At 53.5% G+C, this 19144-nt stretch carries 22 protein-coding genes; all 22 read right to left on the reverse strand.

What is annotated here, in order from left to right; genetic code table 11:
• Positions 1 to 16 precede the first annotated feature (16 nt).
• Positions 17 to 802, reverse strand: a complete 786-nt coding sequence (locus AC6ESO_RS18255) for an ABC transporter permease (RefSeq protein ID WP_497092598.1) — start codon at positions 800 to 802, stop codon at positions 17 to 19.
• Positions 799 to 1761, reverse strand: coding sequence for an ABC transporter ATP-binding protein (locus AC6ESO_RS18260; protein WP_497092599.1), 963 nt, complete (start codon positions 1759 to 1761; stop codon positions 799 to 801). The genes AC6ESO_RS18255 and AC6ESO_RS18260 overlap by 4 nt, the downstream gene beginning before the upstream one ends.
• A complete protein-coding gene (locus tag AC6ESO_RS18265; RefSeq protein WP_497092600.1) occupies positions 1758 to 1964 on the reverse strand; it encodes a PLD nuclease N-terminal domain-containing protein in 207 nt (68 codons plus the stop codon). The genes AC6ESO_RS18260 and AC6ESO_RS18265 overlap by 4 nt, the downstream gene beginning before the upstream one ends.
• A gap of 18 nt (positions 1965 to 1982) precedes the next feature.
• The gene (locus AC6ESO_RS18270; protein ID WP_497092601.1) at positions 1983 to 2183 is read right to left on the reverse strand and encodes a sigmaY antisigma factor component; all 201 of its coding nucleotides are present in this window, start codon (positions 2181 to 2183) and stop codon (positions 1983 to 1985) included.
• On the reverse strand, positions 2165 to 2545 hold the full coding sequence (locus AC6ESO_RS18275) for a DUF5345 family protein (RefSeq protein WP_497092602.1): 381 nt from the start codon (positions 2543 to 2545) through the stop codon (positions 2165 to 2167). Before AC6ESO_RS18275 ends, AC6ESO_RS18270 begins: the two co-directional genes overlap by 19 nt.
• Positions 2538 to 3167, reverse strand: a complete 630-nt coding sequence (gene sigY, locus AC6ESO_RS18280; RefSeq protein WP_497092603.1) for an RNA polymerase sigma factor SigY — start codon at positions 3165 to 3167, stop codon at positions 2538 to 2540. The genes AC6ESO_RS18275 and sigY overlap by 8 nt, the downstream gene beginning before the upstream one ends.
• Before the next feature lie 95 nt (positions 3168 to 3262).
• Positions 3263 to 4594 carry an LLM class flavin-dependent oxidoreductase gene (locus AC6ESO_RS18285; RefSeq protein ID WP_497092604.1) on the reverse strand — a complete coding sequence of 444 codons (1332 nt, stop codon included), beginning with the start codon at positions 4592 to 4594 and terminating at the stop codon, positions 3263 to 3265.
• A 19-nt stretch (positions 4595 to 4613) separates the two neighbouring features.
• Positions 4614 to 5624: a GNAT family N-acetyltransferase gene (locus AC6ESO_RS18290; RefSeq protein ID WP_497092605.1), complete on the reverse strand. Its 1011-nt coding sequence runs from the start codon at positions 5622 to 5624 to the stop codon at positions 4614 to 4616.
• Between the two features lie 21 nt (positions 5625 to 5645).
• Positions 5646 to 6803, reverse strand: coding sequence for an amidohydrolase (locus AC6ESO_RS18295; protein ID WP_497092606.1), 1158 nt, complete (start codon positions 6801 to 6803; stop codon positions 5646 to 5648).
• Positions 6804 to 6837: 34 nt separating this feature from the next.
• Entirely contained in the window at positions 6838 to 7848 is a 1011-nt protein-coding gene (locus AC6ESO_RS18300; protein WP_497092607.1) for an LLM class flavin-dependent oxidoreductase, read from the reverse strand.
• A gap of 21 nt (positions 7849 to 7869) precedes the next feature.
• A complete protein-coding gene (locus AC6ESO_RS18305; RefSeq protein WP_497092608.1) occupies positions 7870 to 8622 on the reverse strand; it encodes an amino acid ABC transporter ATP-binding protein in 753 nt (250 codons plus the stop codon).
• Positions 8619 to 9329: an amino acid ABC transporter permease gene (locus AC6ESO_RS18310; RefSeq protein ID WP_497092609.1), complete on the reverse strand. Its 711-nt coding sequence runs from the start codon at positions 9327 to 9329 to the stop codon at positions 8619 to 8621. The genes AC6ESO_RS18305 and AC6ESO_RS18310 overlap by 4 nt, the downstream gene beginning before the upstream one ends.
• On the reverse strand, positions 9326 to 10108 hold the full coding sequence (locus tag AC6ESO_RS18315; RefSeq protein ID WP_497092610.1) for an amino acid ABC transporter permease: 783 nt from the start codon (positions 10106 to 10108) through the stop codon (positions 9326 to 9328). Before AC6ESO_RS18315 ends, AC6ESO_RS18310 begins: the two co-directional genes overlap by 4 nt.
• Positions 10109 to 10138: 30 nt before the next feature.
• Complete coding sequence (locus AC6ESO_RS18320; RefSeq protein WP_497092611.1) at positions 10139 to 11005, reverse strand: transporter substrate-binding domain-containing protein; 867 nt, start codon at positions 11003 to 11005, stop codon at positions 10139 to 10141.
• A 208-nt stretch (positions 11006 to 11213) separates the two neighbouring features.
• Positions 11214 to 12140, reverse strand: a complete 927-nt coding sequence (locus AC6ESO_RS18325; RefSeq protein ID WP_497092612.1) for a LysR family transcriptional regulator — start codon at positions 12138 to 12140, stop codon at positions 11214 to 11216.
• Between the two features lie 103 nt (positions 12141 to 12243).
• Complete coding sequence (locus tag AC6ESO_RS18330) at positions 12244 to 13020, reverse strand: SDR family oxidoreductase (protein ID WP_497093001.1); 777 nt, start codon at positions 13018 to 13020, stop codon at positions 12244 to 12246.
• A gap of 39 nt (positions 13021 to 13059) precedes the next feature.
• Positions 13060 to 13929 carry a helix-turn-helix domain-containing protein gene (locus AC6ESO_RS18335; RefSeq protein WP_494820741.1) on the reverse strand — a complete coding sequence of 290 codons (870 nt, stop codon included), beginning with the start codon at positions 13927 to 13929 and terminating at the stop codon, positions 13060 to 13062.
• Positions 13930 to 14021: 92 nt separating this feature from the next.
• Entirely contained in the window at positions 14022 to 15107 is a 1086-nt protein-coding gene (locus AC6ESO_RS18340; protein ID WP_497092613.1) for a Gfo/Idh/MocA family protein, read from the reverse strand.
• Positions 15094 to 15897 (reverse strand): sugar phosphate isomerase/epimerase family protein, encoded by an 804-nt coding sequence (locus AC6ESO_RS18345; RefSeq protein WP_497092614.1) that lies wholly within the window; start codon positions 15895 to 15897, stop codon positions 15094 to 15096. The genes AC6ESO_RS18340 and AC6ESO_RS18345 overlap by 14 nt, the downstream gene beginning before the upstream one ends.
• Positions 15898 to 15933: 36 nt before the next feature.
• Entirely contained in the window at positions 15934 to 17106 is a 1173-nt protein-coding gene (locus AC6ESO_RS18350; RefSeq protein WP_497092615.1) for a Gfo/Idh/MocA family protein, read from the reverse strand.
• Positions 17103 to 17972: a sugar phosphate isomerase/epimerase family protein gene (locus tag AC6ESO_RS18355; protein WP_497093002.1), complete on the reverse strand. Its 870-nt coding sequence runs from the start codon at positions 17970 to 17972 to the stop codon at positions 17103 to 17105. Before AC6ESO_RS18355 ends, AC6ESO_RS18350 begins: the two co-directional genes overlap by 4 nt.
• A 14-nt stretch (positions 17973 to 17986) precedes the next feature.
• A complete protein-coding gene (gene uxuA, locus AC6ESO_RS18360) occupies positions 17987 to 19033 on the reverse strand; it encodes a mannonate dehydratase (RefSeq protein WP_497092616.1) in 1047 nt (348 codons plus the stop codon).
• Between the last annotated feature and the right edge of the window lie 111 nt (positions 19034 to 19144).

The following is a 19144-nucleotide window of genomic DNA, read 5'->3' on the forward strand; positions in this document are numbered from 1 at the left end:
GAATGGTTATTGGTTATTACATTTCCAGTGATGGACGTCGACGCAGTGACCAAGCGGCGATTGCCATTATGGCAGCCATGATGCCAATCGCGATGCAGACAGCCGGCCATAGGCTGCTTTGCCCGCTTGGCGAAGCCGTGAACTGCGCGGAGGCAAGCGTCGGCAGCATGCCCGGGCTGGCCGCGAGCGCGTGCGGGAACGCGGAAGCCGTCAGCGCGAGCACGGCCGCTGCGCCGAGCGCGCACGCAGCCGCTGCTGCTCCGCTGCGCAGCAATGCGCTAAACAGCAGCGTAAGCGAGCCCGCGAAGCTCAGCCAGAGCAAGAACAGCAGATAGGCATAGAGGCCGTGCTGCCAATCCACGTTATCGAACAGTGCCGCCGTGTAATACCACGCGGCGCCGAAGCCGCCTGCGAATGCGAGCGTGATGAGCACCAGCATGGCAGCCCATTTTGCCGAGACGAACGAGAGATACGAGATTGGCTTTACCAGAATCATAGCGGTCAAGCCACTCGTGCGTTCCGCGGAAATGCTGCCCATGACCGATAAGGCTAGCACCAGCAGCCCCATCGTGTTGAACTGCTGCAGCGTCTGCGCCATAACTTCGTTCGCTGAAGGCTGCGGGATCGAAATGACCGCTCCTTCCGGTAAATTGCCGGCATGCGCTAGGATGTCCGGCAGAAAATACGTGGAAAGGGGCTGCATCGCACCAAATAAAATATAGACAAGCGGAACCCATACAAGCTTGTAGCTGCGGATCAGCTCTGTCCATTCTTTGCCGAATAACACAAGCCACCGGTTCATAGGTGCTGCACCGCCTTCATAAATAAGTCCTCCAGTGTCGTCGAACCAAATTCCAGCTTGGTTACGGGCACTCCTCGTCCCAGCAGCTGCTGCAGAACGATCTTTCGGGCTTCGTCGATTCGGTTGTTCCGTACACGAAGCTTGACTCCGTTGCCGCCAGATAGCTGCTCCGCGGAGTGAAAGAGTTCCGATGACGTCGACGACGAAGAGACCATCAGTGAAACCCACTGTGACAAAGCCGTCCGCGCTTCATCGGTATTCTCGACTTCAACCAGCAGCACCGGCTCACGATAAGCTGCGCGAATATCATGGATCGCCCCGCTAATGACAATACGACCGCTCTTCATAATGAGCACGTCGTCACACAGCTCTTCTGCGTCATGAAGCACATGCGTAGAGAATAAGATCGTCGTCTCGTGCTTCAGCTCTCCAAGCAGCTGCATCACTTCACGGCGTCCAATGGGGTCAAGCGCAGATACCGGCTCGTCCAGAATAAGCAGCTTTGGCCGGTGAATGAGCGCCTGCGCCAGGCCAAGGCGCTGCTTCATCCCGCCGGAATACCCCGCGATTCGGCGCTTACCGGCATCTGCGATGCCGACCCGCTCCAGCAATTCGAGGCTGCGGGCAGCTGCTTCCCGTTTCGACAGCCCGCATAAGCCCGCAGCGTAGCGAAGAAATTCTTCGCCCGTCATCCAGCCGTGAAACGCCGGCGTTTGCGGCAAATAGCCGATGAGCGCGCGATGATCGTCGCCCGGCTTCAGATCTCGGAAGCGGATGCTTCCTGACGAAGGCTGCAGCAGCCCGCTGAGAATGCGGATCGTCGTTGTTTTTCCCGCTCCGTTTGGACCGAGCAGCGCCGTGCAGCGCCCTTCCCCAAGCGTAAAGCCAATGTCCCGCAGCGCGGACGTTGCTCCGCTGAATGTTTTGCTAAGTCCGTCGATAGTAACGAGTCCCATCATGACGACTGTTTCCTGCCGAAGAGGAAGAACAGCACCGAACCAAGTAAATTCATGAAAATAATAATGAGCACCCACATCCACTTCGGCCCTCTCGTTTCAGCGGCGCGCGCGCAAACGACAAGCGCCGTTACCATCAGGATTAGCTGCACAACGGCGAGCGGCAATATAAGGGAAAGCAGCTTCGCATTCGTTAATTGATCCATGTTCGTAACCCCTCTCTCTTAATTATCCCTTCGCTTCGACCAGTTCACTCGAACGATCAGCAAGTAAAACAAGAAGGGCATCGGGAACTGAATCAGTCCCCATATCCCCCAAAACCATGGATAACGGCTCCGTTTCTTCGCATCCTTGAACAGCCAGGAAGATTGGCACAGTAGAATAATGACGACGCCGATAAGTGTTGCTATTTCCCATCCGACCATCTGGGACGCCGCCTTTCCTTGCCTTTGATCATGAAAAAGAAAACAAATGCCGCCGCAGCTGCAAAGGCTAAGATTTGGATAATTACGAATAGCACGATGCTGCTCACCCACAGCAGCAGCAAGCCGCTTAATACAAGAGCGCTGACCAGCCAGAATAAGGCGAGCTCCCGCCGATAGCGGCTGTTCAGCTCTTGCTTATGTTCATGAACCAGCTCCGTTATCGAGTCGACTGAAGGAATATCCGGCTGAATGGAGCGATCCCATTCTTCCAAATGAACGCCAAGCAGCTGCCGAAATTGCTGCTCTTCTTGCTGTTCGTCGTCGATGTCACTTTTCTTGCTGCGCTTACCGTTTCTATTCATCCTCGTTAAGCTCCTTCCTTAGCTGTTTCAGGCCGTTATGCAGCCGCGACTTCACTGTACCGACAGGAATGTCAAGCCACGAGGCAATTTCCTCGTAGACATAGCCGTAATAATATTTGAGCAATATCGGCACACGGATCTCATACGACAACGCCCCAAGCGCATCGAGTGCATGCGGCCATTCCTGCTGCCGCATCGCGGCATGAAACCGAATGGATTGCAGCGCTTGCTCTTCCGTTTGCCACTTCTGCTCTCTCTGCTGCTTGCGCATCTCGTCGATATAACGCCGGGTTGCGATCGAAATCAGCCATGTTGAAAATTTACTTTGCTGCCTGAACTGGCCGATCTTCTCGATAGCCTTCAGCATCGTATCCTGCACCAAGTCTTCCGCCATCGCCTTGTTCATCGTTACCTTCAACATGTACCGATACAACAAGGGGTAATGGCTGCGCAGCAGGGTCGACAGCGCATGATCGTCGCCGCGAATTGCCCGTTTCACTAGCTGCGCTTCATCTCCCAGCTGTTCCATCCCGATCATCGTGTTCCCCTCACCTGCTGCATGAAATAAGCCTCTTTCCTTCAGTCTCGCCAATATGACGCCGAAGGTTGCCCGTTTGTTCACTTGCGCCGCAAAAACTTCTGGCGTTGCCCTTATATTGTAAAGAATTAGGAGGCAAGATGCAGCAAAAGGCCATCCGCATGGATGGCCTTTAACAATTATTGTTTCACTTTGGCAGCAGCTGTATAGCGGTTTTCCGGCACCGGCAAGCCTAAATTTCCGCGTAATGTATCGGACTCATATTCAGTCCGATACACGCCGCGTTCCTGGAGAAGCGGAACGACCGACTCTACGAAATCGCGCAGAGAGTCCGGCGTCGGCGCATATAAGATAAAGCCGTCCGCCGCTTCCTCCGCATGCCAACGCTGGAGCAAATTCGCCACTTTCTCAGGCGTCCCTATGAACTCGCTGCGAGGCGTCGCCGTGCGAATCGCTACTTCGCGCAGCGTTAGGTTTTGCTCGCGCGCGAGCTGCTTAATTTTATCCGTTCCGCTGCGGAAACTGTTCTTGCCGAGTTCGCCGAGCTCAGGGAATGGATCGTCCAGCGGATATTGGGAGAAGTCATGGTGATCGAAAAACCTTCCGAGGTATTCCAGCGCCTTATCGATGGTCACCAAGTTCGCGTATTCCAAATACTTGCGCTCAGCTTCTTCTTCCGTAGCCCCGATAATCGGACCGACGCCCGGCAAAATCACGATATCATCGCGCGATCGGCCCAGCGCAACTGCGCGATCTTTTACATCCTTATAGAACGCCTTAGCTTCTTCAATATTCTCATGTCCGGTGAATACGGCGTCCGCGCTGCTTGCAGCTAATTTCCTGCCGCTCTCGGACGAGCCCGCTTGGAAGATCACCGGATGTCCCTGCTTGGAACGCGCGATATTTAAAGGTCCTTGCACGGAGAAATACTCGCCTTTATGATCGAGCCGATGCATTTTGGACGGGTCGAAAAACACGCCGGACTCCTTATCCCGGATGAACGCATCGTCTTCCCACGAATCCCACAGGCCGCGAGACACTTCTAAGTATTCTTCGGCGATTCTGTACCGTTCGTCATGCGTCGGATGCTCGGGCTTCCCATAGTTTTTGGCTGAGCCTTCAAGAGGAGAAGTGACTACGTTCCAGCCCGCGCGTCCTCCACTAATATGGTCGAGGGATCCAAATTGGCGCGAAACCGTAAATGGTTCGCTATACGAGGTGGATAGAGTGCCAACAAGGCCGATCTTGGAAGTGACTGCCGCAAGCGCAGACAATATCGTAATCGGCTCGAAGCGGTTTAGAAAATGAGGGATCGACTTTTCGTTAATATAAAGGCCATCCGCGATGAAAACGAGATCGAATTTCCCCGCTTCGGCCGTTTGCGCTTGTTTCAGGTAAAATTCGAAGTTCACGCTTGCGTCCACCGGTACCTCCGGATGCCGCCATGCGGATACATTGCCGCCTACCCCGTGAATAATCGCACCTAACTTCAACTTTTTATTGTTCGCCATAACGGATACCTCCCTAAGTTTAGGATTGCAATAACGCGGATTCTTTCAACCGGAGCCGGTAGCTCTTCACTAAGATATCTCCGTTCTTAAACTCCTTATCGAGCGCTCTCTCGAATCCCAGCCGTTCGTACAACCGCACCGCGGAGTCCATAATGTCGGAGGTATGCAGGTGAAGCGTATCGGCTCCCCACTCCAGTACCAGCTTCGCGCTCTCTCGAATGAGCTCCGTCGCTATCCCGCGTCCACGCGCTTGTCGCGATACGCCGAGCAGCCGAATAATCGGATTGTGAATGTCCAGCTCCGGCGCTCCATATGCGGTCTCCGAGGAATCATAGATGAACACGCTGCCCATGATTTGCCCATCCAACTCCGCAACAAGCCTCGACTTCGTCGAAGGCGTATCGACTGCTTGCAAAATATTTTCCTTATACTGCTCCCATCTTGCGGCATCCAGCGTAATTTCATATTGCTGATAGGCATCTAACAGCACTTGAACAACCGCATCGCGATCAGAAGGACCAGCCTCTCTGATTCTCACTTTATTACGCGCTTCTTCTTCCGCCTGCTTAATCCTCGCGATTTGCCCCAGATGGCGTTGTACATGCGAAATGAAAGACTGAACACTAGCAGCAAGAGTGACGCTTTCCCCTTTGAAATTAATACCTGTCTTGTTCCAATCCTCGATCGTGAGACGGTGAAACAGCACTCGGTTATAGTTCAACAACTGGTTATAGAACGTCAAGATATCCGCGGCATTCCCCTCGTTCGCCTTCTGCCCCGCAACCCAACGATCTTGGTTAAACGCGGGCAAGCGCACCTCAGAGTCGGACAAAATTTCGCGAATACGAAACGAAACGACGACATTGTGGTCGGCCAAATGAGTAAGAACTTCGATAATGCTCCATTTATCTGCTGCAGCCTTCCAGCGCAATTGCTCATCGGACAACCCTTCGATGGCTTGCTGCAGTTGTTCGCAAGTATGCAGGTAGTGGTCAATTTGAACGAGATCTTGCAGGTTACTTTGACTCATCTATACACGCCTCCCAGACCGTTATGTCGATACCTTCAATGCACGTATGGCATCCACTGCTAACTTCTCGAAAAATAATGCTCCAATCGACAGCGCTCTTTCATCCGCGTCAAAGGCCGGATGATGCCACTCTTGCAGGCCGGATGTGCCTAAGAAAAAGAAAATGCCCGGCGTCTCTTGCAAGTAGAATGCAAAATCTTCACCTGCCGGAGAAGGCGCAGGCTCTACAACCGTCAACCCCAGCGACTCCGCAGTCTTGGCGGCACGCTCAGCCCAAGTCGGATCGTTCACAACGGCAGGCGGTCCGGTAATCCATTTGACCGAGGCTTTCGTATCGAGCGCCGTCCCGACACCGACGACCACTTGCTCGAACCGCGTGCGCACTCGATCACGTACTCGCTCATCGAATGTGCGAAGCGTTCCGTCGAATACGGCTTTGTCCGCGATCACATTCCAAGCCGTTCCGCTGTTCAGCCGAGTAACGCTAATGACCGCACTATCCAGCGCACTAACGTTGCGGCTGACGATAGACTGCAGCGCCGTAATAATATGGGCAGAGGCTACGATCGGGTCCAGCCCCGCTTCCGGCACGGCGGCATGAGATCCGCGTCCCTCGACTTCGACGATGAACCCGTCCGCCGCCGCCATAATCGGTCCAGCCTTTATGCCAATTGTGCCTACCGGCAAGTTCGGCTTATTGTGCAAGCCGAACACCGCCTGCACGCCTTCAAGCGCGCCGCTCGCAATTACCTGCGACGCCCCTTTCGCCTTCTCCTCCGCCGGCTGAAATATCAGCCTGACCGTCCCTTCCAGCTCCTGTTCTCGCTGCTTCAATAAGAGCGCCGCACCCAGCAGAATCGCGGTATGAACATCATGGCCGCAGGCATGCATAACACCCGGAACAGTAGAAGCGAAGGGAAGGCCCGTTTCCTCTTGAATCGGCAAGGCATCGATATCCGCGCGAATGGCGATGATCGGCCCTCCGCGGTGGCCGCCTATCTCGGCGACAAGACCGGTTCTTAGCGGATATTCCGCGATTCGGATGTTCGACTCCTTCAGCCAGGCGCTTAGAGCTGCCGTCGTTTTGAATTCTTCATGGGACAATTCGGGGTTGGCATGCAAATGACGCCGATACGCGATCAATCGCTCTTGGAGCTTGTCGGCTACCTGAAAGCTCATCTTGTTCTCTCCTCATTCCTAAGCTGCATGACGATTAAACCGGCTGTTCCTCGAAGGCTTCCTTCAGCAGCTCAAAATTTCGAACTCGTTTGGTAAAGTCGGGGATGATTGTCGTGAAGATCAGTTCATCCGCGTCGTACGTATCGCGCAGCTCGATCAGCCGCTTTCTTACGGTCTCTTTCGTTCCTCTCGTAATATCCGCATCGCGAATCTCCGCGGTATACGTCTCGCCTGCTTGCTTGGCGAATTCTTCTGCTTGCTCCAATGAACCGACGTTTACCACCTTGCCGCTTGCGAGCGTGACGCGAACGCTCTTGAAGTTACCCGCGAGCTCCGCAGCCTCTTCTTCGGTATCCGACGTGATGACCGATAACGCAAGGATGGCGTACGGTTCGCTTCCGTTGTCTCTATTAAAATGCTCGCGATAGCTCTCGAAGGCTAGTCGAGCCGTTTCCGGATCGTTGTTGATGAACAACGCGAATGCGTAAGGATACCCTCGCTCGGCGGCCAGCTTCGCGCTTGAAACGCTCGTGCCTAGCAAATAGATGTCAGCGGGCTGTACCGGCAGCGGGTTGGCTTGCAGCCCAGCTAGCGGATGGTCATCCCCAAACGAGCCATGGAGCAATTGTTCCAGCTCAATCAGCTTACTATCGAGCGATTCCGACTCGGCTAAGCCTTTCTGCAGCGCCTTCGTGGAACGAGGCAAGCCGCCCGGCGCACGTCCGATGCCAAGATCGACCCGTCCCGGTGCGAGCGTCGCCAGAACGTTAAAGTTTTCGGCCACTTTGTAAGCACTATAATGCTGCAGCATGACTCCGCCTGATCCGACGCGAATCTTGTTCGTACGAGCTAGCAAATGCGAGATCAGCACCTCCGGCGAAGCGCCGGCTATTTGCGGGGAATCATGATGCTCCGATACCCAGAAACGTTCGTAGCCAAGCTTCTCCGCCAATTGAGCCAGCTTAATCGTATTGCCCAGTGCTTCCGGCGGCGTCTGTCCGGGAAACACGATGCTTTGGTCCAAAATGCCGAATTTCAATACCATCTACCATCCGCTCCATTTCGATTAAATAGAATAAGCGCTCTCCGGTGTAATCCTTGCCAGAAACTGTTTGGTCCTAGCCTCCTTAGGCGACTGAAAAATGAGATTCGGCGGGCCTTCCTCGACGATTACGCCTTCGTCCATAAACACGACGTGATTTGCGACGTCTTGGGCAAAACCCATCTCGTGCGTGACGATGATCATCGTGATGCCTTCCTTAGCAATTTTGCGGATGACGGCAAGCACTTCACCGACGAGCTCCGGATCAAGCGCGGAGGTCGGTTCATCGAACAGTATCACGTCCGGATTCAGGGCAAGCGCCCGTGCAATGCCAACGCGCTGCTGCTGTCCTCCTGACAGCTGACTTGGGTAGGAATCCAGCTTGTTACCGAGTCCCACCTTCTCCAGCAGCTCGATGCTTCTCTGGCGAGCTTGTTCTTTCGGGATGTTCTTCACGATAACGAGCCCCTCCATCACGTTCTCAAGGGCGGTCTTATGACGAAAAAGATTATAGTTCTGAAACACCATCGCGGTTTTCCCACGCAAGGTATGGATGTCCTTCTTCAACGGTTTCCGGCAATTCACCTTAAAATCGCCGATCGAAATCTCCCCGTCACTCGGCTTCTCCAAATAATTGATGCATCGGAGAAGCGTCGTCTTGCCAGAGCCGCTCGGCCCAAGGATAGCAACGACTTCGCCTTTTCGAACGGCCAGATCGATTCCTTTCAACACTTCGTTTCGGCCGAAGGATTTCGATATATTCGTAAGTTTGATCATGCTACACCTCCGCGGTTATAAGCATTAATGCGCTTCTCCAGCAGCGCAGTTGCTCGTTCAATCAGAAAGGTAAGGCCCCAGAAAATTAGCGCCGCGGCAAGGTACGCCTCAAAAAACTTCCAGTTCGTCGTTGCGATGATATCTGCCTTGGCGTTCACTTCCACAACCGATACGGTAAAAGCTAGCGTGGAGCCATGCAGCATGCCGATCAAGCTGTTGGATAAATTGGGGAGCGCAGCCGCGAAGGCTTGCGGCAATACGATTCGGCGCAGCGCCTGGAAAGTGGTCATCCCGATTGAATGAGCCGCCTCCATTTGACCTTTATTTACTGCGAGAATGCCTGAACGAATGACTTCGGATAAATAAGCGCCTGCGGTGATGGAGAAGGAGAGATACGCGAAACCGATCATCGGAATCGAGACCGAGTGGAACGACCAATGGTACTTGTCGGCTAAGCTGTCGACGATCATGGGCAATCCGACATAAATAAGGAGCAGGTGAGTCAGCATCGGCGTGCCTCGAATAAACGTAACGTAAGCCGTACCGATCTGGCTCAGCACAGGAATGGCGAATATACGGGACAGCGCAACAATCAGGCCGATGATAAATCCGCAACCAACGGAGACGACCGTGATGTAAATCGTGTTCGGAATCGCCGGAAGCAGCAGCAGAAAGGCTTGCCAGATGAACGCAAAATCCAATGTCATACGCCTGTGCCTCCTTTACCCCATGCTACTTTTGCATCCAACAGCCGATTTAGCCCTTTTTTGCCCATAGGAAGTTTGCTAGCGGTCGTTATGGCCGTTTCATGTTTAAGCAGCCTGCGCTCCGTGTAATAGAACAATTTCTCCAAGAAGAAGCTGATGATGAAATAAACGATAGCCAATGCGATATAGCTTTCTAACAAATGCCTGGACATCGTAGGCAGCGTCTGCGATTTCCCCGTAAGCTCCATAACGCCGAGCGTAAAAGCCAGCGACGTGTCTTTCAGCGTTGCGATTACCAAGTTAGCCAGAATGGGGATCGATATGGCCAGCGCTTGCGGGAATACGATCCGCGTGAAAGCTTGATAGCCGGTCATGCCAACCGCGTAAGCCGCTTCGACTTGTCCCCGATCTACGGCGGACACCGCAGCCCGGATTCCTTCTGAAATGTAGGCTCCGCTATGCAGCCCGTAAGCCAGAATAACGAAGTACAATGCCGACACCTTGCTTACGTCAACATGCACGGCTTTCAGCACTTCCGGCAAGCCGTAATAGATCAAGAACAGCTGAATAATAATCGGCGTTCCTCTGAAAAAAGAGGCATAGAGCTGGGAAACCCGCTGCACCAGCGGCACCCGGTAAAGCCGGGGAAGGGCGACGAGAAAACCGACGCCCAGCCCGACCAAGATAGAGCTCGCTACGATAATCAGCGAAATCCGTATAAACGGAAGCAGCTTCCAGAAATATTCGACAACATAGGCGATATCGAATGGAGCACCCATAGACCGACCTCACCCTTTCTTGAATAGTGTCTATTTTTCAGATACGGTTGCGTCGAATCCAAGCCACTGGTTGCTGATTTTGGATAACGTGCCGTCTGCCTTGATTTCCAGAATCGCCCGGTCAACAGCATCCGCAAGCGTCTGCTGCTCCGGATCGTTCTTGCGGAACAAGAACAGAATATCCGCTTCGCTAAGCTCTTTGCCGACGGTTTTCAGCTTGCCTTCCGGATCGATGATCGGCAGTACGAAGTCCGCACCTACGGTAGCATCAACGCGGCCGGATGTAATTTGGGATAAGGCGTCATTCGCCGCCCCGCTGGAATACACAATCTTAAGCGCATTATCGTGGTCTTTGTTGTAGTTCTCCAGAATCGTTGCTTCGGCGCTCGTAGCCGTCGTGAATATCTTTTTGCCTTTCAGATCGTCGAGCGATTCAATCGCATCATTGTTGTCTTTGGCAACGATGATCTTGTTTTTCCAATGTGCATAAGACTCTTTGTTGAACAAGTATTTGGCTTCGCGCTCCGGGTTTTTCTCGAATTCGTGAGCGGCCAAATCGATTTTCTTCGTCTCAAGGCTTAGCAAAATATTTTTGAACTCCAGTACTTGAATATCGAACTCGTATTCGGGAAGACGCTTATCGATCTCTCTGATCAATTCAACGTCATAGCCGGTCAGCTTGCCGCTTTCGTCGACGAATGCAACCTTGGGAAATTGATTGCCTGTTCCTACGACGATCTTCTTTACTTCTTTCGGCGCTTCGGAGTTGGCTGCAGCCGTGGTGTCGGACGAGACCTTGTTTGTGGCTGCATTGCTTGCATTATTGTTCTTGGTACCGCAAGCCGACATGGTGAGAATCAGAATAAGACTTGCTGCCATGACGATAGATTTTTTCATTGTAACCCCTCCGTTTTTGTTCGATCATTTAAACTTATAATTCCTAGTGGTTAACTAAGAATTAATGTTGAGATTAACGATATCATCGCAATCAACGATCGTCTAATAGAGATTTTCAATATGTGAATCAAAAAATCCGATAATTCCTATTCATTTACTAAGTGTATAGATAAAACGAAAGGGCTGACCCTGTCTTGCGACATCTAGTTCAGCCCTTGTTTTGCTCGTCGAATAGGTGTTTGCCAATTTCCATAATCTCCGAAAGTAATTGCGTATGCTCGCCAAGGCAGGCGATGACGTTCGTTTGCAAAGATATCCCTTCCGTCTCCGTCACCCGAAGCGGAATCAGCTTTCCTTGGGCGACTTCTCCTCGTACGCTTAGACCGGGAAGGAAAGAAATGCCGTTTTTACCTAAGACGAGCCGTTTAGCCATCTCCGAATTGTCCGTCTGAATCCGAATATTGGGCGGCTGCTCCAAATGTTCAAATACGCGGTGAATTCTGAGCCAGTCCAGTGCTCCGCATTCGAAGAAGACGAGCGGTTGCAGTGCAATCTCTTCGACTGACAGGTCTGTTCTTCCGATGAAAGGATGATCCTCGTAGGCATAGAGAGAAATGGGATCTTCGTAAAATTTGACCGAATGCAGGGAGGGATGATTCACCTTGCGAACGAAGCCGACGTCCACTTCCTTATTGAGCGTTTTGGAGACAATCTCATCGGTGGTGCCTGTGACGAATTTATAGTGGATGTTCGGAAATTGAAGCTGAAGCCGCGGCATAAGCTGCGGGATGATGTAGTTGGATACGGAAACCGTACAGCCGATCCTGAATTCCTCCGGCATCTTCTTTCGGCTTATGTTCAGCTTCCCCTTCTGATAGGTCAGTAACAGCTGTTGTGCATACGGAAGGAACCTTCTTCCCTCCTCCGTTATTTGAACCTGCTTGCCGTTCCGGTCGAACAGCTTGCAATCAAGCTCACGCTCCAGTGATTGTATGCGTGCCGTTACAGAGGGTTGGGATAAAAATAAAGCTTCTGCGGCTTTATTAAAGCTTCCGCAGTGGATGACGTACACAAACGCTTCGATATTTTCTATGTTGACGGTAACCACCTCCGGATCGCTAGTAGACCAATGCATATTTATCCAATAAGATAACTCGGAATTTGTATATTGTAAAGCGGAATATTCGTAAAAAAATACGGCCGTTCCACATGTAATGCGGAACAAGCCGTATGGATTATTAAATCGTCATCGATCCAAAGCCACCGTCTACGCGAATCAGCGAGCCCGTGACATAGCCGGACGCCGCCTCGGAAGCTAGCCAAACGACTGCCCCTTGCAGTTCTTTCGGATCGCCAAAGCGCTTCATCGGCGTATGGCTCATAATGCTTTCCACCCGCTCCGGCGACAGAATGGCACGGTTCTGCTCCGCCGGGAAGAACCCCGGTACGATGCCGTTGACACGTACGCCATGCGGCGCGAATTCACGCGCCAGAAATTGCGTCATGCTGTTCACGGCATGCTTCGAAGCCGAATACGTGAACACGCGCGAGAGCGGCGGTCCCGATGAAACGGAGCTGATCGTAATGATGCTTCCGCCATGACCGGCATCAATCATCGATCGGCCGAACACCTGGCAGGCCAGCATAACGCTCTTCGCGTTGACGTCCATGATCCGATCCCATTCTTCTTCCGTAATATCGAAGAACGGTGTCGCGCTGTTGGTGCCGGCCGCATGGAGCAGAATATCCGCTCGACCGTTTGGCGCCCAGCCTTTAATCTCGCCGAGCACGCGCTCGAGATCTGCCTTCACCGCGGCATCCGCCTCAAACAGCGCAGCACGGCCTGTTTCAAGCAGATGGGCAAGCTTCTCTTCCGCTCTTTCCTTGCTGCGGACGACTAGTGCCACATGCGCGCCATGGTCAAGCATCGCTTCAGCCATGACGCTGCCAAGCGTACTTGCGCCGCCAATTAGGACCGCCGTACGGCCCGTTAAATCAAACAATGAGCTTCCGATATTGAACGCCTCCGAATGTGCGGCGGCGCACGCAAGGCTTTAGCTTTCGGCAACGAGCTGGAGCATCCGCTTCCGGTACGTTTCCGGACTTGCACCGACTGTCGTTTTGAACAGTCTGCTGAAATGCGGCAGATGGTGGAACCCTACAGCGCGGCAAACCTCCGAAACCGACTGCCTGGGCTCGAGCCGAAACATCATTTTGGCCTGATTGATCCGCCGGTTGTATAAGTATTTGAATACCGTTGTGCCGGTAACATCTTTGAAGAGGTTGGACAGGTAAGGTTTCGTTAAATGGAGCGCACTGGCAATATGATCGAGCGTCACTTCCTCGAGGTAATGATCCTCCAAGTAAGAGATGACACGCTGAACATGCTGCTCTTTCTGGGAACGATGCTCCCGCTCATTGACCGGCTCGCTGCACCAATCCCGAATGAGATGCAGCAGCTCGATGACCCGCATGACAAACCGATTATAGGCCGTTCGCACGCCCGCGTCGTTCGTTCGCTTATACAGCTGATCCATCTCCGCAAGCAGCGTTTCAAGCTCTGCTTGATCCTGCGGGCTGAGCGAAATACGGATATTGCGCAGCTCATCGAACGGTTTCAGCAGCATCGCCGCCGTATCCGCTTGAAGCACTTTATGGATGTAAGCGGGATCCATATGTATAATCGTGCGAATATAAGGCCTATGCGGTGCTGGGTTTGGACAATGAAGCGTCATTCCATGCATGAGGATTAAATCACCGGGCTGGAGTGTAATCAGCTTATCGCCGATCAAATAATTGCATTCGCCTTCTTGAAAATAATACAGTTCATAAAAGGCATGCGAATGAAATTGAGCGCCCGGATACGGTTCGTCGTTCCGGTACATCAGCTCGATCGGCTGCTGCCATTGCATCGTGAGCGGCACACAGTTCCCCTCCATTTGAGGCGCCGTGTCAGGGCGGCGCATCCTAATGAAATGATTTTACCATGTCGCACATCACCATTGTATAGATTCCTTTACAAACGGACGGCTTTATTTTGCGCGAGCATACAGAGCTCCGCCGCCTTAAAGGCATGTGCCTGCGTCATGGCATTCTCCGTCCGGTTAAGGCAATCGAGAATCAACTCGCCGAAGTACGGGAATCCGACCTGACCGCCAACGGAGAGGTGATGCTCCCCTTCGTGGTTGACCAGATAGATGTGATCGCCGCTCTTGTCGCGCGCCACATCGATATATTTGCGCAGCTCGATATACCCGTCCGTGCCGAGAATAATCGTCCGACCGTCGCCCCAAGTGCCTAACCCGTTCGGCGTTAACCAGTCCACGCGAAAATAATTCGTCGCCCCGTTGTCGCCGATGAGCGTCGCATCGCCAAAGTCCTCGAGCTCCGGATAATCCGGGTTGCTGTAGTTGGCCACTTTACTGCTCGCCACAGTGGCGTCCTTACAGCCTGCAAAGTGCAGGAATTGCTCGATTTGATGGCTGCCGATATCGCACAGAATGCCGCCGTACTGTTCCTTGCGGAAAAACCAATCCGGACGCGATGGCTTGTTCAGCCTGTGCGGGCCGGTGCCGATCACCTGAACGACGCGTCCGATGGCGCCTTCCTCCAGCAACTTGCCGGCATAGATCGCACTTTCGTTGTGCAGGCGTTCGCTGTAGTAGACCATGTACTTGCGTCCAGTCGCCGCCGCTACTTCCCGCGCCTCCGCGAGCTGCTCCAGCGTGGTGAACGGGGTTTTGTCGGTAAAATAATCTTTGCCGTGCTTCATGACCGCGACGCCAAGCGGCCCACGATCAGATGGAATGGCGGCAGACGCGACCAGCTTGACCTGCGGGTCTTCGAGGATCACCTCCGGCGAGGCGGCAGCTGTCGCCTGCGGGTAGACCTTCAGAAACTGCTCCACCTTAGCCGGATCGCGGTCGTATACCCATTTCAGCGTCGCGCCCGCTTCGAGGAGGCCGTTCGTCTGACCGTAAATATGGCCGTGGTCGAGGCCCATGGCGGCGAATACGAACTCGCCGATGCCGACGACCGGTTCCGGTTTCTTGATCGCTACCGGCGCATAGTTCATCCCGTCGCTGCGATTAAACCCTGACATCGCCCTTCAGCTCCTCTTCCGTTTGGTAGGCTAGCTGCTGAAGCGCGCGGTAGCTGATCGCTAAGCTCTCGAACGGATCGCCGGGGCAAACGTCCTGCTCCACGACATACCATTCAACGCCCGTTTCGCGGCAAGCTTCGATAATCGCCGGCCAGTTCAGGTTGCCTTCGCCGATTTCGGCGAATACCTGCTGATCGTTTACGATCGCCATATCCTTGAGATGGACGACCTTCATGTCTGCAACCTTCATGATCCAGCTTACAGGGTCGGCTCCGCCTGCCTGCACCCAGTACGTATCCAGCTCGAAGCTGAATGCGCCGCTTGGGCCGTCTTTGGCATCAAGCAGCCAATCCATGCCGGTCTTGCCTTCGAACTTCTCGAATTCGAATTTATGATTGTGATAGATGAGTTCCAGGCCGGCTTCCGCCAGCTTATCGCCGATCTCGTTCATAATTCCGGCAAAGGCCGCGTAGCCCGCTTTGTCATTCCGGTATTCCGGCGGAATAGAGCCGATGCCGACATATTTGCAGCCCCATGCTTGGTGCTCCGCAATCAGCGCGTCAAGATCGTTCAGCAGACGGTTCGTCGGTACGTGAGTGGCGCAAATAGCCAAGCCGTGGCTGACGCAAATGCGTTTCACTTCATCCGGTGCGATGGGGCCAATGCCGGACACTTGCACAGCATCGTAGCCGATGGCTTTGACGCGCTTCAGCGCGGCATCCAGCTCCTCGGCTGTCTTGCAATAGTCACGGAGCGTGTAGAGCTGAGCAGCGATTTGCTTCTTATACAATCGGGTCACTCTCCTTAATTGGATAAATTGGATGTATTAGAACGTACCTGTCAGATCAGCCGGTTTGGTTTCTGCTGCAGCCGTAGATGGCTTCTGGAACGTTGAGCTTGCGATGCGTTTATTCAGCTCCGCTTCATGCAGCGCTTCGTCCAGCGGCAAATCCACCCATCCATCCAGCCAAGTGGACAAATGCATCGCATTGGAAAGCGTTAAGCCTTTGATTCCTTCTTCGCCTGGCGCAACTAGCGGCGTTCCAAGCAGAACGGCATCCGTGAAGTTTTGCAAAATACCTGCATGCTCCGGGCTCGGTCCTGAGCTTGGGATATCGATTTTCCAGCATTCCGGCGAAGCGAACGGCTCCGTGTTGCGGGCGTTGAATGCAGCTTCTTCTTCGCGCAGACGCCAGAAGGTCATTTTATCGTTCTCGATGACGATTTTGCCGCGGCTTCCCGATACTTCAAGACGATTCGTGCCCGGCGCATCCGAGGTGGATGTGATGAATACCGCCGTTGCCCCGTTCTCATATTCGGCGTAAGCCGTGACGTCGTTCTCGACCTCAATATTCCGATTCTTGCCGAATTGGCAGAATGCGCGCATCCGGGTTGGCATCATGCCCGTTGTCCACTGCCACAAATCAAGGTTATGCGGGCATTGGTTGATCAGTACGCCGCCGCCTTCGCCGCCCCATGTTGCGCGCCATGTGCCGGAGTCGTAATACGCCTGCGTCCGGTACCAGTTCGTAATAATCCAGTTGATGCGGCGGACTTCGCCGATCTCGCCGGATTGAATCATTTCGCGCAGCTTCTGATAGAGCGGATTCATCCGCTGGTTGTAGACGATACCGAAGGTTTTGCCGCTTGCCGCAGCCGCTTCGTTCATCTCCCGCACCTGTTTGGCATAGACGCCCGCAGGTTTCTCGATCAGTACATGCATGCCTTTGTTGAAAGCTTGAATGGCTTCCGTTGGATGATCGTAATGCGGAGTAGCCACAACGACGGCGTCGATAAGGCCCGAATCGATCATGGCCTCGGCGCTCTCAAACACGGCGACTTTATCGCCGAACTTCTCTCTTGCCCAATCCCGTTTGCTCTCGAAACCATCACAGACCGCGGTGAGCACGGCCCCCTTGATAGTGCCCGAAGTCAGGATATTTGCGTGGCCTGAGCCCATGTTTCCGATTCCGATAATGCCGTAGCGAAGCTGTTTCATTCGATCTCCTCCATCCAAGTTTTCATTTGATTGGCATACGTTTGCAGCATCGTTCTTGTATCAAAGGTCGTGCTGAAATCCTCCACGCCAAACCAGCCATCATAGCCGACTGCCCTCAGGTCGCGGAGTACTTGTTTCCACGGCACTTGGCCATTGGCGATGGGACTCCAGCTGCAAGACCATTCTTGCGATTGCAACGGGTCCGATGATGCCGTGCGTGGCGGCTGCCAGCCTGCATTCTTAACATGAACATGGGCCAAATACGGTCCCAGCAGCTCCAAACCCATCCGGTAATTCTCGAAGCCTTCGTATACCATGTTGCCCGGGTCATAGAGCACGCCGATGCAATCCGGATCGAAAGGCGATACGAGCCGGTGCGCGAGCGATGCACTTGGCGCGATTGTCACGTGGTGGGCTTCAACCAGCGCTTTGACACCATATTGGCGGGACAGCTGCTCTACCACCTTGAGGTACGAGATCGCTTCCTCGTAGAGCTCGTTGTAGTTGCGAGTGCGGTTATAGCCGGGAACGCCAACGCGAATCATGGATGCGCCAAAACGTTTCGCAAGCCGCATGACCTGCTCCGTACTTTCGATATCGCCGCATTGGATATAGGGCGTAATGGAGATGGGCTTCATACCGGATCGGTTCGCCGCCTGCTCGAAACGGCTGATCTCTTCCTCATCTGCATGCTGCGAGAGTGTGCAGATATTGTTTCCCCAGAAGGAAGGCGCCTCCTTGCGGAGCTCTGCCGGCGTGTCTTTGCAGCGCCATTCGATGCCGCTGATTCCTGCAGCTGCTGCCGCTTCGCATAACGCCTCCGGTGTAAGATCCGGTGTCGCAACCGTAAATACAGATAATTTCAACATAAGGCTCGCGGTCAGCTCCTTGTCTTTGAAATCGCTTCCCAAATCCCGTTCAAATACGTTGCTCCGAGCGCGCGATCATAGAGTCCGTAGCCGGGACGGCCTTGCTCGCCCCAAATCATACGGCCGTGATCCGGACGAAGCGGTCCCGTAAATCCGGTTTCGTGCAGTGCCTCCAATATCCGCACCATATCGATGGAGCCGTCGGACGAGCGGTGCGACGATTCTTGGAAGGAACGCGGACCTGTGCGAAGGATGTTTCTTGTATGGGCAAAATGCAGTTTACCTTGCGAGCCGAAATGGCGGATGATCGCGGTTAAGTCGTTATCTTCGTTCGCACCGAGCGAGCCGGAACAGAAGGTAATGCCGTTCGATGGGCTGTTCACATGCTCGGTCAGCCGTTTCAATTGACTGAAATTGCTTACGATACGCGGCAGGCCAAAGATTGGCCATGGCGGATCATCGGGATGAATGGCCATGACGATGCCAGCCTCTTCGGCGACGGGAATGACGCGCTCCAAGAAGTAAGCGAGATTGCTCCAAAGCACGTCTTCCGTTACTTCGGCGTAAGCGTCAATGAGCTGGCCCATCTCTTCCTTGGTGTAGCTCTGATCCCAGCCCGGCAGCGACAAGTCGCCGTTCACCGGATCCATGCGGGAAATCGTTTCGTCCTCGAACGTCAAGGTCGTGGACCCATCCGGCAGTGTGTAAGCTAATTGCGAGCGTGTCCAGTCGAACACGGGCATAAAGTTGTAGCAGATGACCGGCACACCGGCTTCGCCAAGGCGGCGTATCGTTTGACTGTAATTTTCAATAAGACGGTCTCGTGAAGGTCGTCCCAGCTTGATGTCCTCATGCACGGGAACACTCTCGATCACCGCAAGCCGCAGCCCTGCAGCCTCGATGGTTTCTTTAAGCCGATTGATGGATTCCACCGGCCACGCTTCACCGACCGGCACGTCGTAAAGTGCGGTTACAATCCCGTGAATCCCAGGAATTTGGCGGATATTTTGCAAGGTGACCGGGTCATCATTGCCAAACCATCTAAACGTCATTTTCATCGTACAGCACCTCTTAGATTGGGTAGATTGGTCGATTTCCGCTTATTGGCATATAGATTCAGCATTATTGTAGCACAGCAAAGTCCAATAGAAATCGGCTTTGCCGATTAC

This window comes from Paenibacillus rhizoryzae (assembly GCF_059686995.1).

Excerpts from the sequence above, each read along its gene's own strand:
- uxuA (WP_497092616.1), bottom strand. The coding sequence starts at position 19,033 with ATGAAAATGACGTTTAGATGGTTTGGCAATGATGACCCGGTCACCTTG.
- AC6ESO_RS18285 (WP_497092604.1), bottom strand. The coding sequence starts at position 4,594 with ATGGCGAACAATAAAAAGTTGAAGTTAGGTGCGATTATTCACGGGGTA.
- AC6ESO_RS18255 (WP_497092598.1), bottom strand. The coding sequence starts at position 802 with ATGAACCGGTGGCTTGTGTTATTCGGCAAAGAATGGACAGAGCTGATC.
- AC6ESO_RS18290 (WP_497092605.1), bottom strand. The coding sequence starts at position 5,624 with ATGAGTCAAAGTAACCTGCAAGATCTCGTTCAAATTGACCACTACCTG.
- AC6ESO_RS18350 (WP_497092615.1), bottom strand. The coding sequence starts at position 17,106 with ATGAAACAGCTTCGCTACGGCATTATCGGAATCGGAAACATGGGCTCA.
- AC6ESO_RS18275 (WP_497092602.1), bottom strand. The coding sequence starts at position 2,545 with ATGAATAGAAACGGTAAGCGCAGCAAGAAAAGTGACATCGACGACGAA.
- AC6ESO_RS18325 (WP_497092612.1), bottom strand. The coding sequence starts at position 12,140 with ATGCATTGGTCTACTAGCGATCCGGAGGTGGTTACCGTCAACATAGAA.
- AC6ESO_RS18295 (WP_497092606.1), bottom strand. The coding sequence starts at position 6,803 with ATGAGCTTTCAGGTAGCCGACAAGCTCCAAGAGCGATTGATCGCGTAT.
- AC6ESO_RS18315 (WP_497092610.1), bottom strand. The coding sequence starts at position 10,108 with ATGGGTGCTCCATTCGATATCGCCTATGTTGTCGAATATTTCTGGAAG.
- AC6ESO_RS18310 (WP_497092609.1), bottom strand. The coding sequence starts at position 9,329 with ATGACATTGGATTTTGCGTTCATCTGGCAAGCCTTTCTGCTGCTGCTT.
- AC6ESO_RS18260 (WP_497092599.1), bottom strand. The coding sequence starts at position 1,761 with ATGATGGGACTCGTTACTATCGACGGACTTAGCAAAACATTCAGCGGA.
- AC6ESO_RS18270 (WP_497092601.1), bottom strand. The coding sequence starts at position 2,183 with ATGGTCGGATGGGAAATAGCAACACTTATCGGCGTCGTCATTATTCTA.
- AC6ESO_RS18300 (WP_497092607.1), bottom strand. The coding sequence starts at position 7,848 with ATGGTATTGAAATTCGGCATTTTGGACCAAAGCATCGTGTTTCCCGGA.
- AC6ESO_RS18340 (WP_497092613.1), bottom strand. The coding sequence starts at position 15,107 with ATGTCAGGGTTTAATCGCAGCGACGGGATGAACTATGCGCCGGTAGCG.
- AC6ESO_RS18320 (WP_497092611.1), bottom strand. The coding sequence starts at position 11,005 with ATGAAAAAATCTATCGTCATGGCAGCAAGTCTTATTCTGATTCTCACC.
- AC6ESO_RS18305 (WP_497092608.1), bottom strand. The coding sequence starts at position 8,622 with ATGATCAAACTTACGAATATATCGAAATCCTTCGGCCGAAACGAAGTG.
- AC6ESO_RS18265 (WP_497092600.1), bottom strand. The coding sequence starts at position 1,964 with ATGGATCAATTAACGAATGCGAAGCTGCTTTCCCTTATATTGCCGCTC.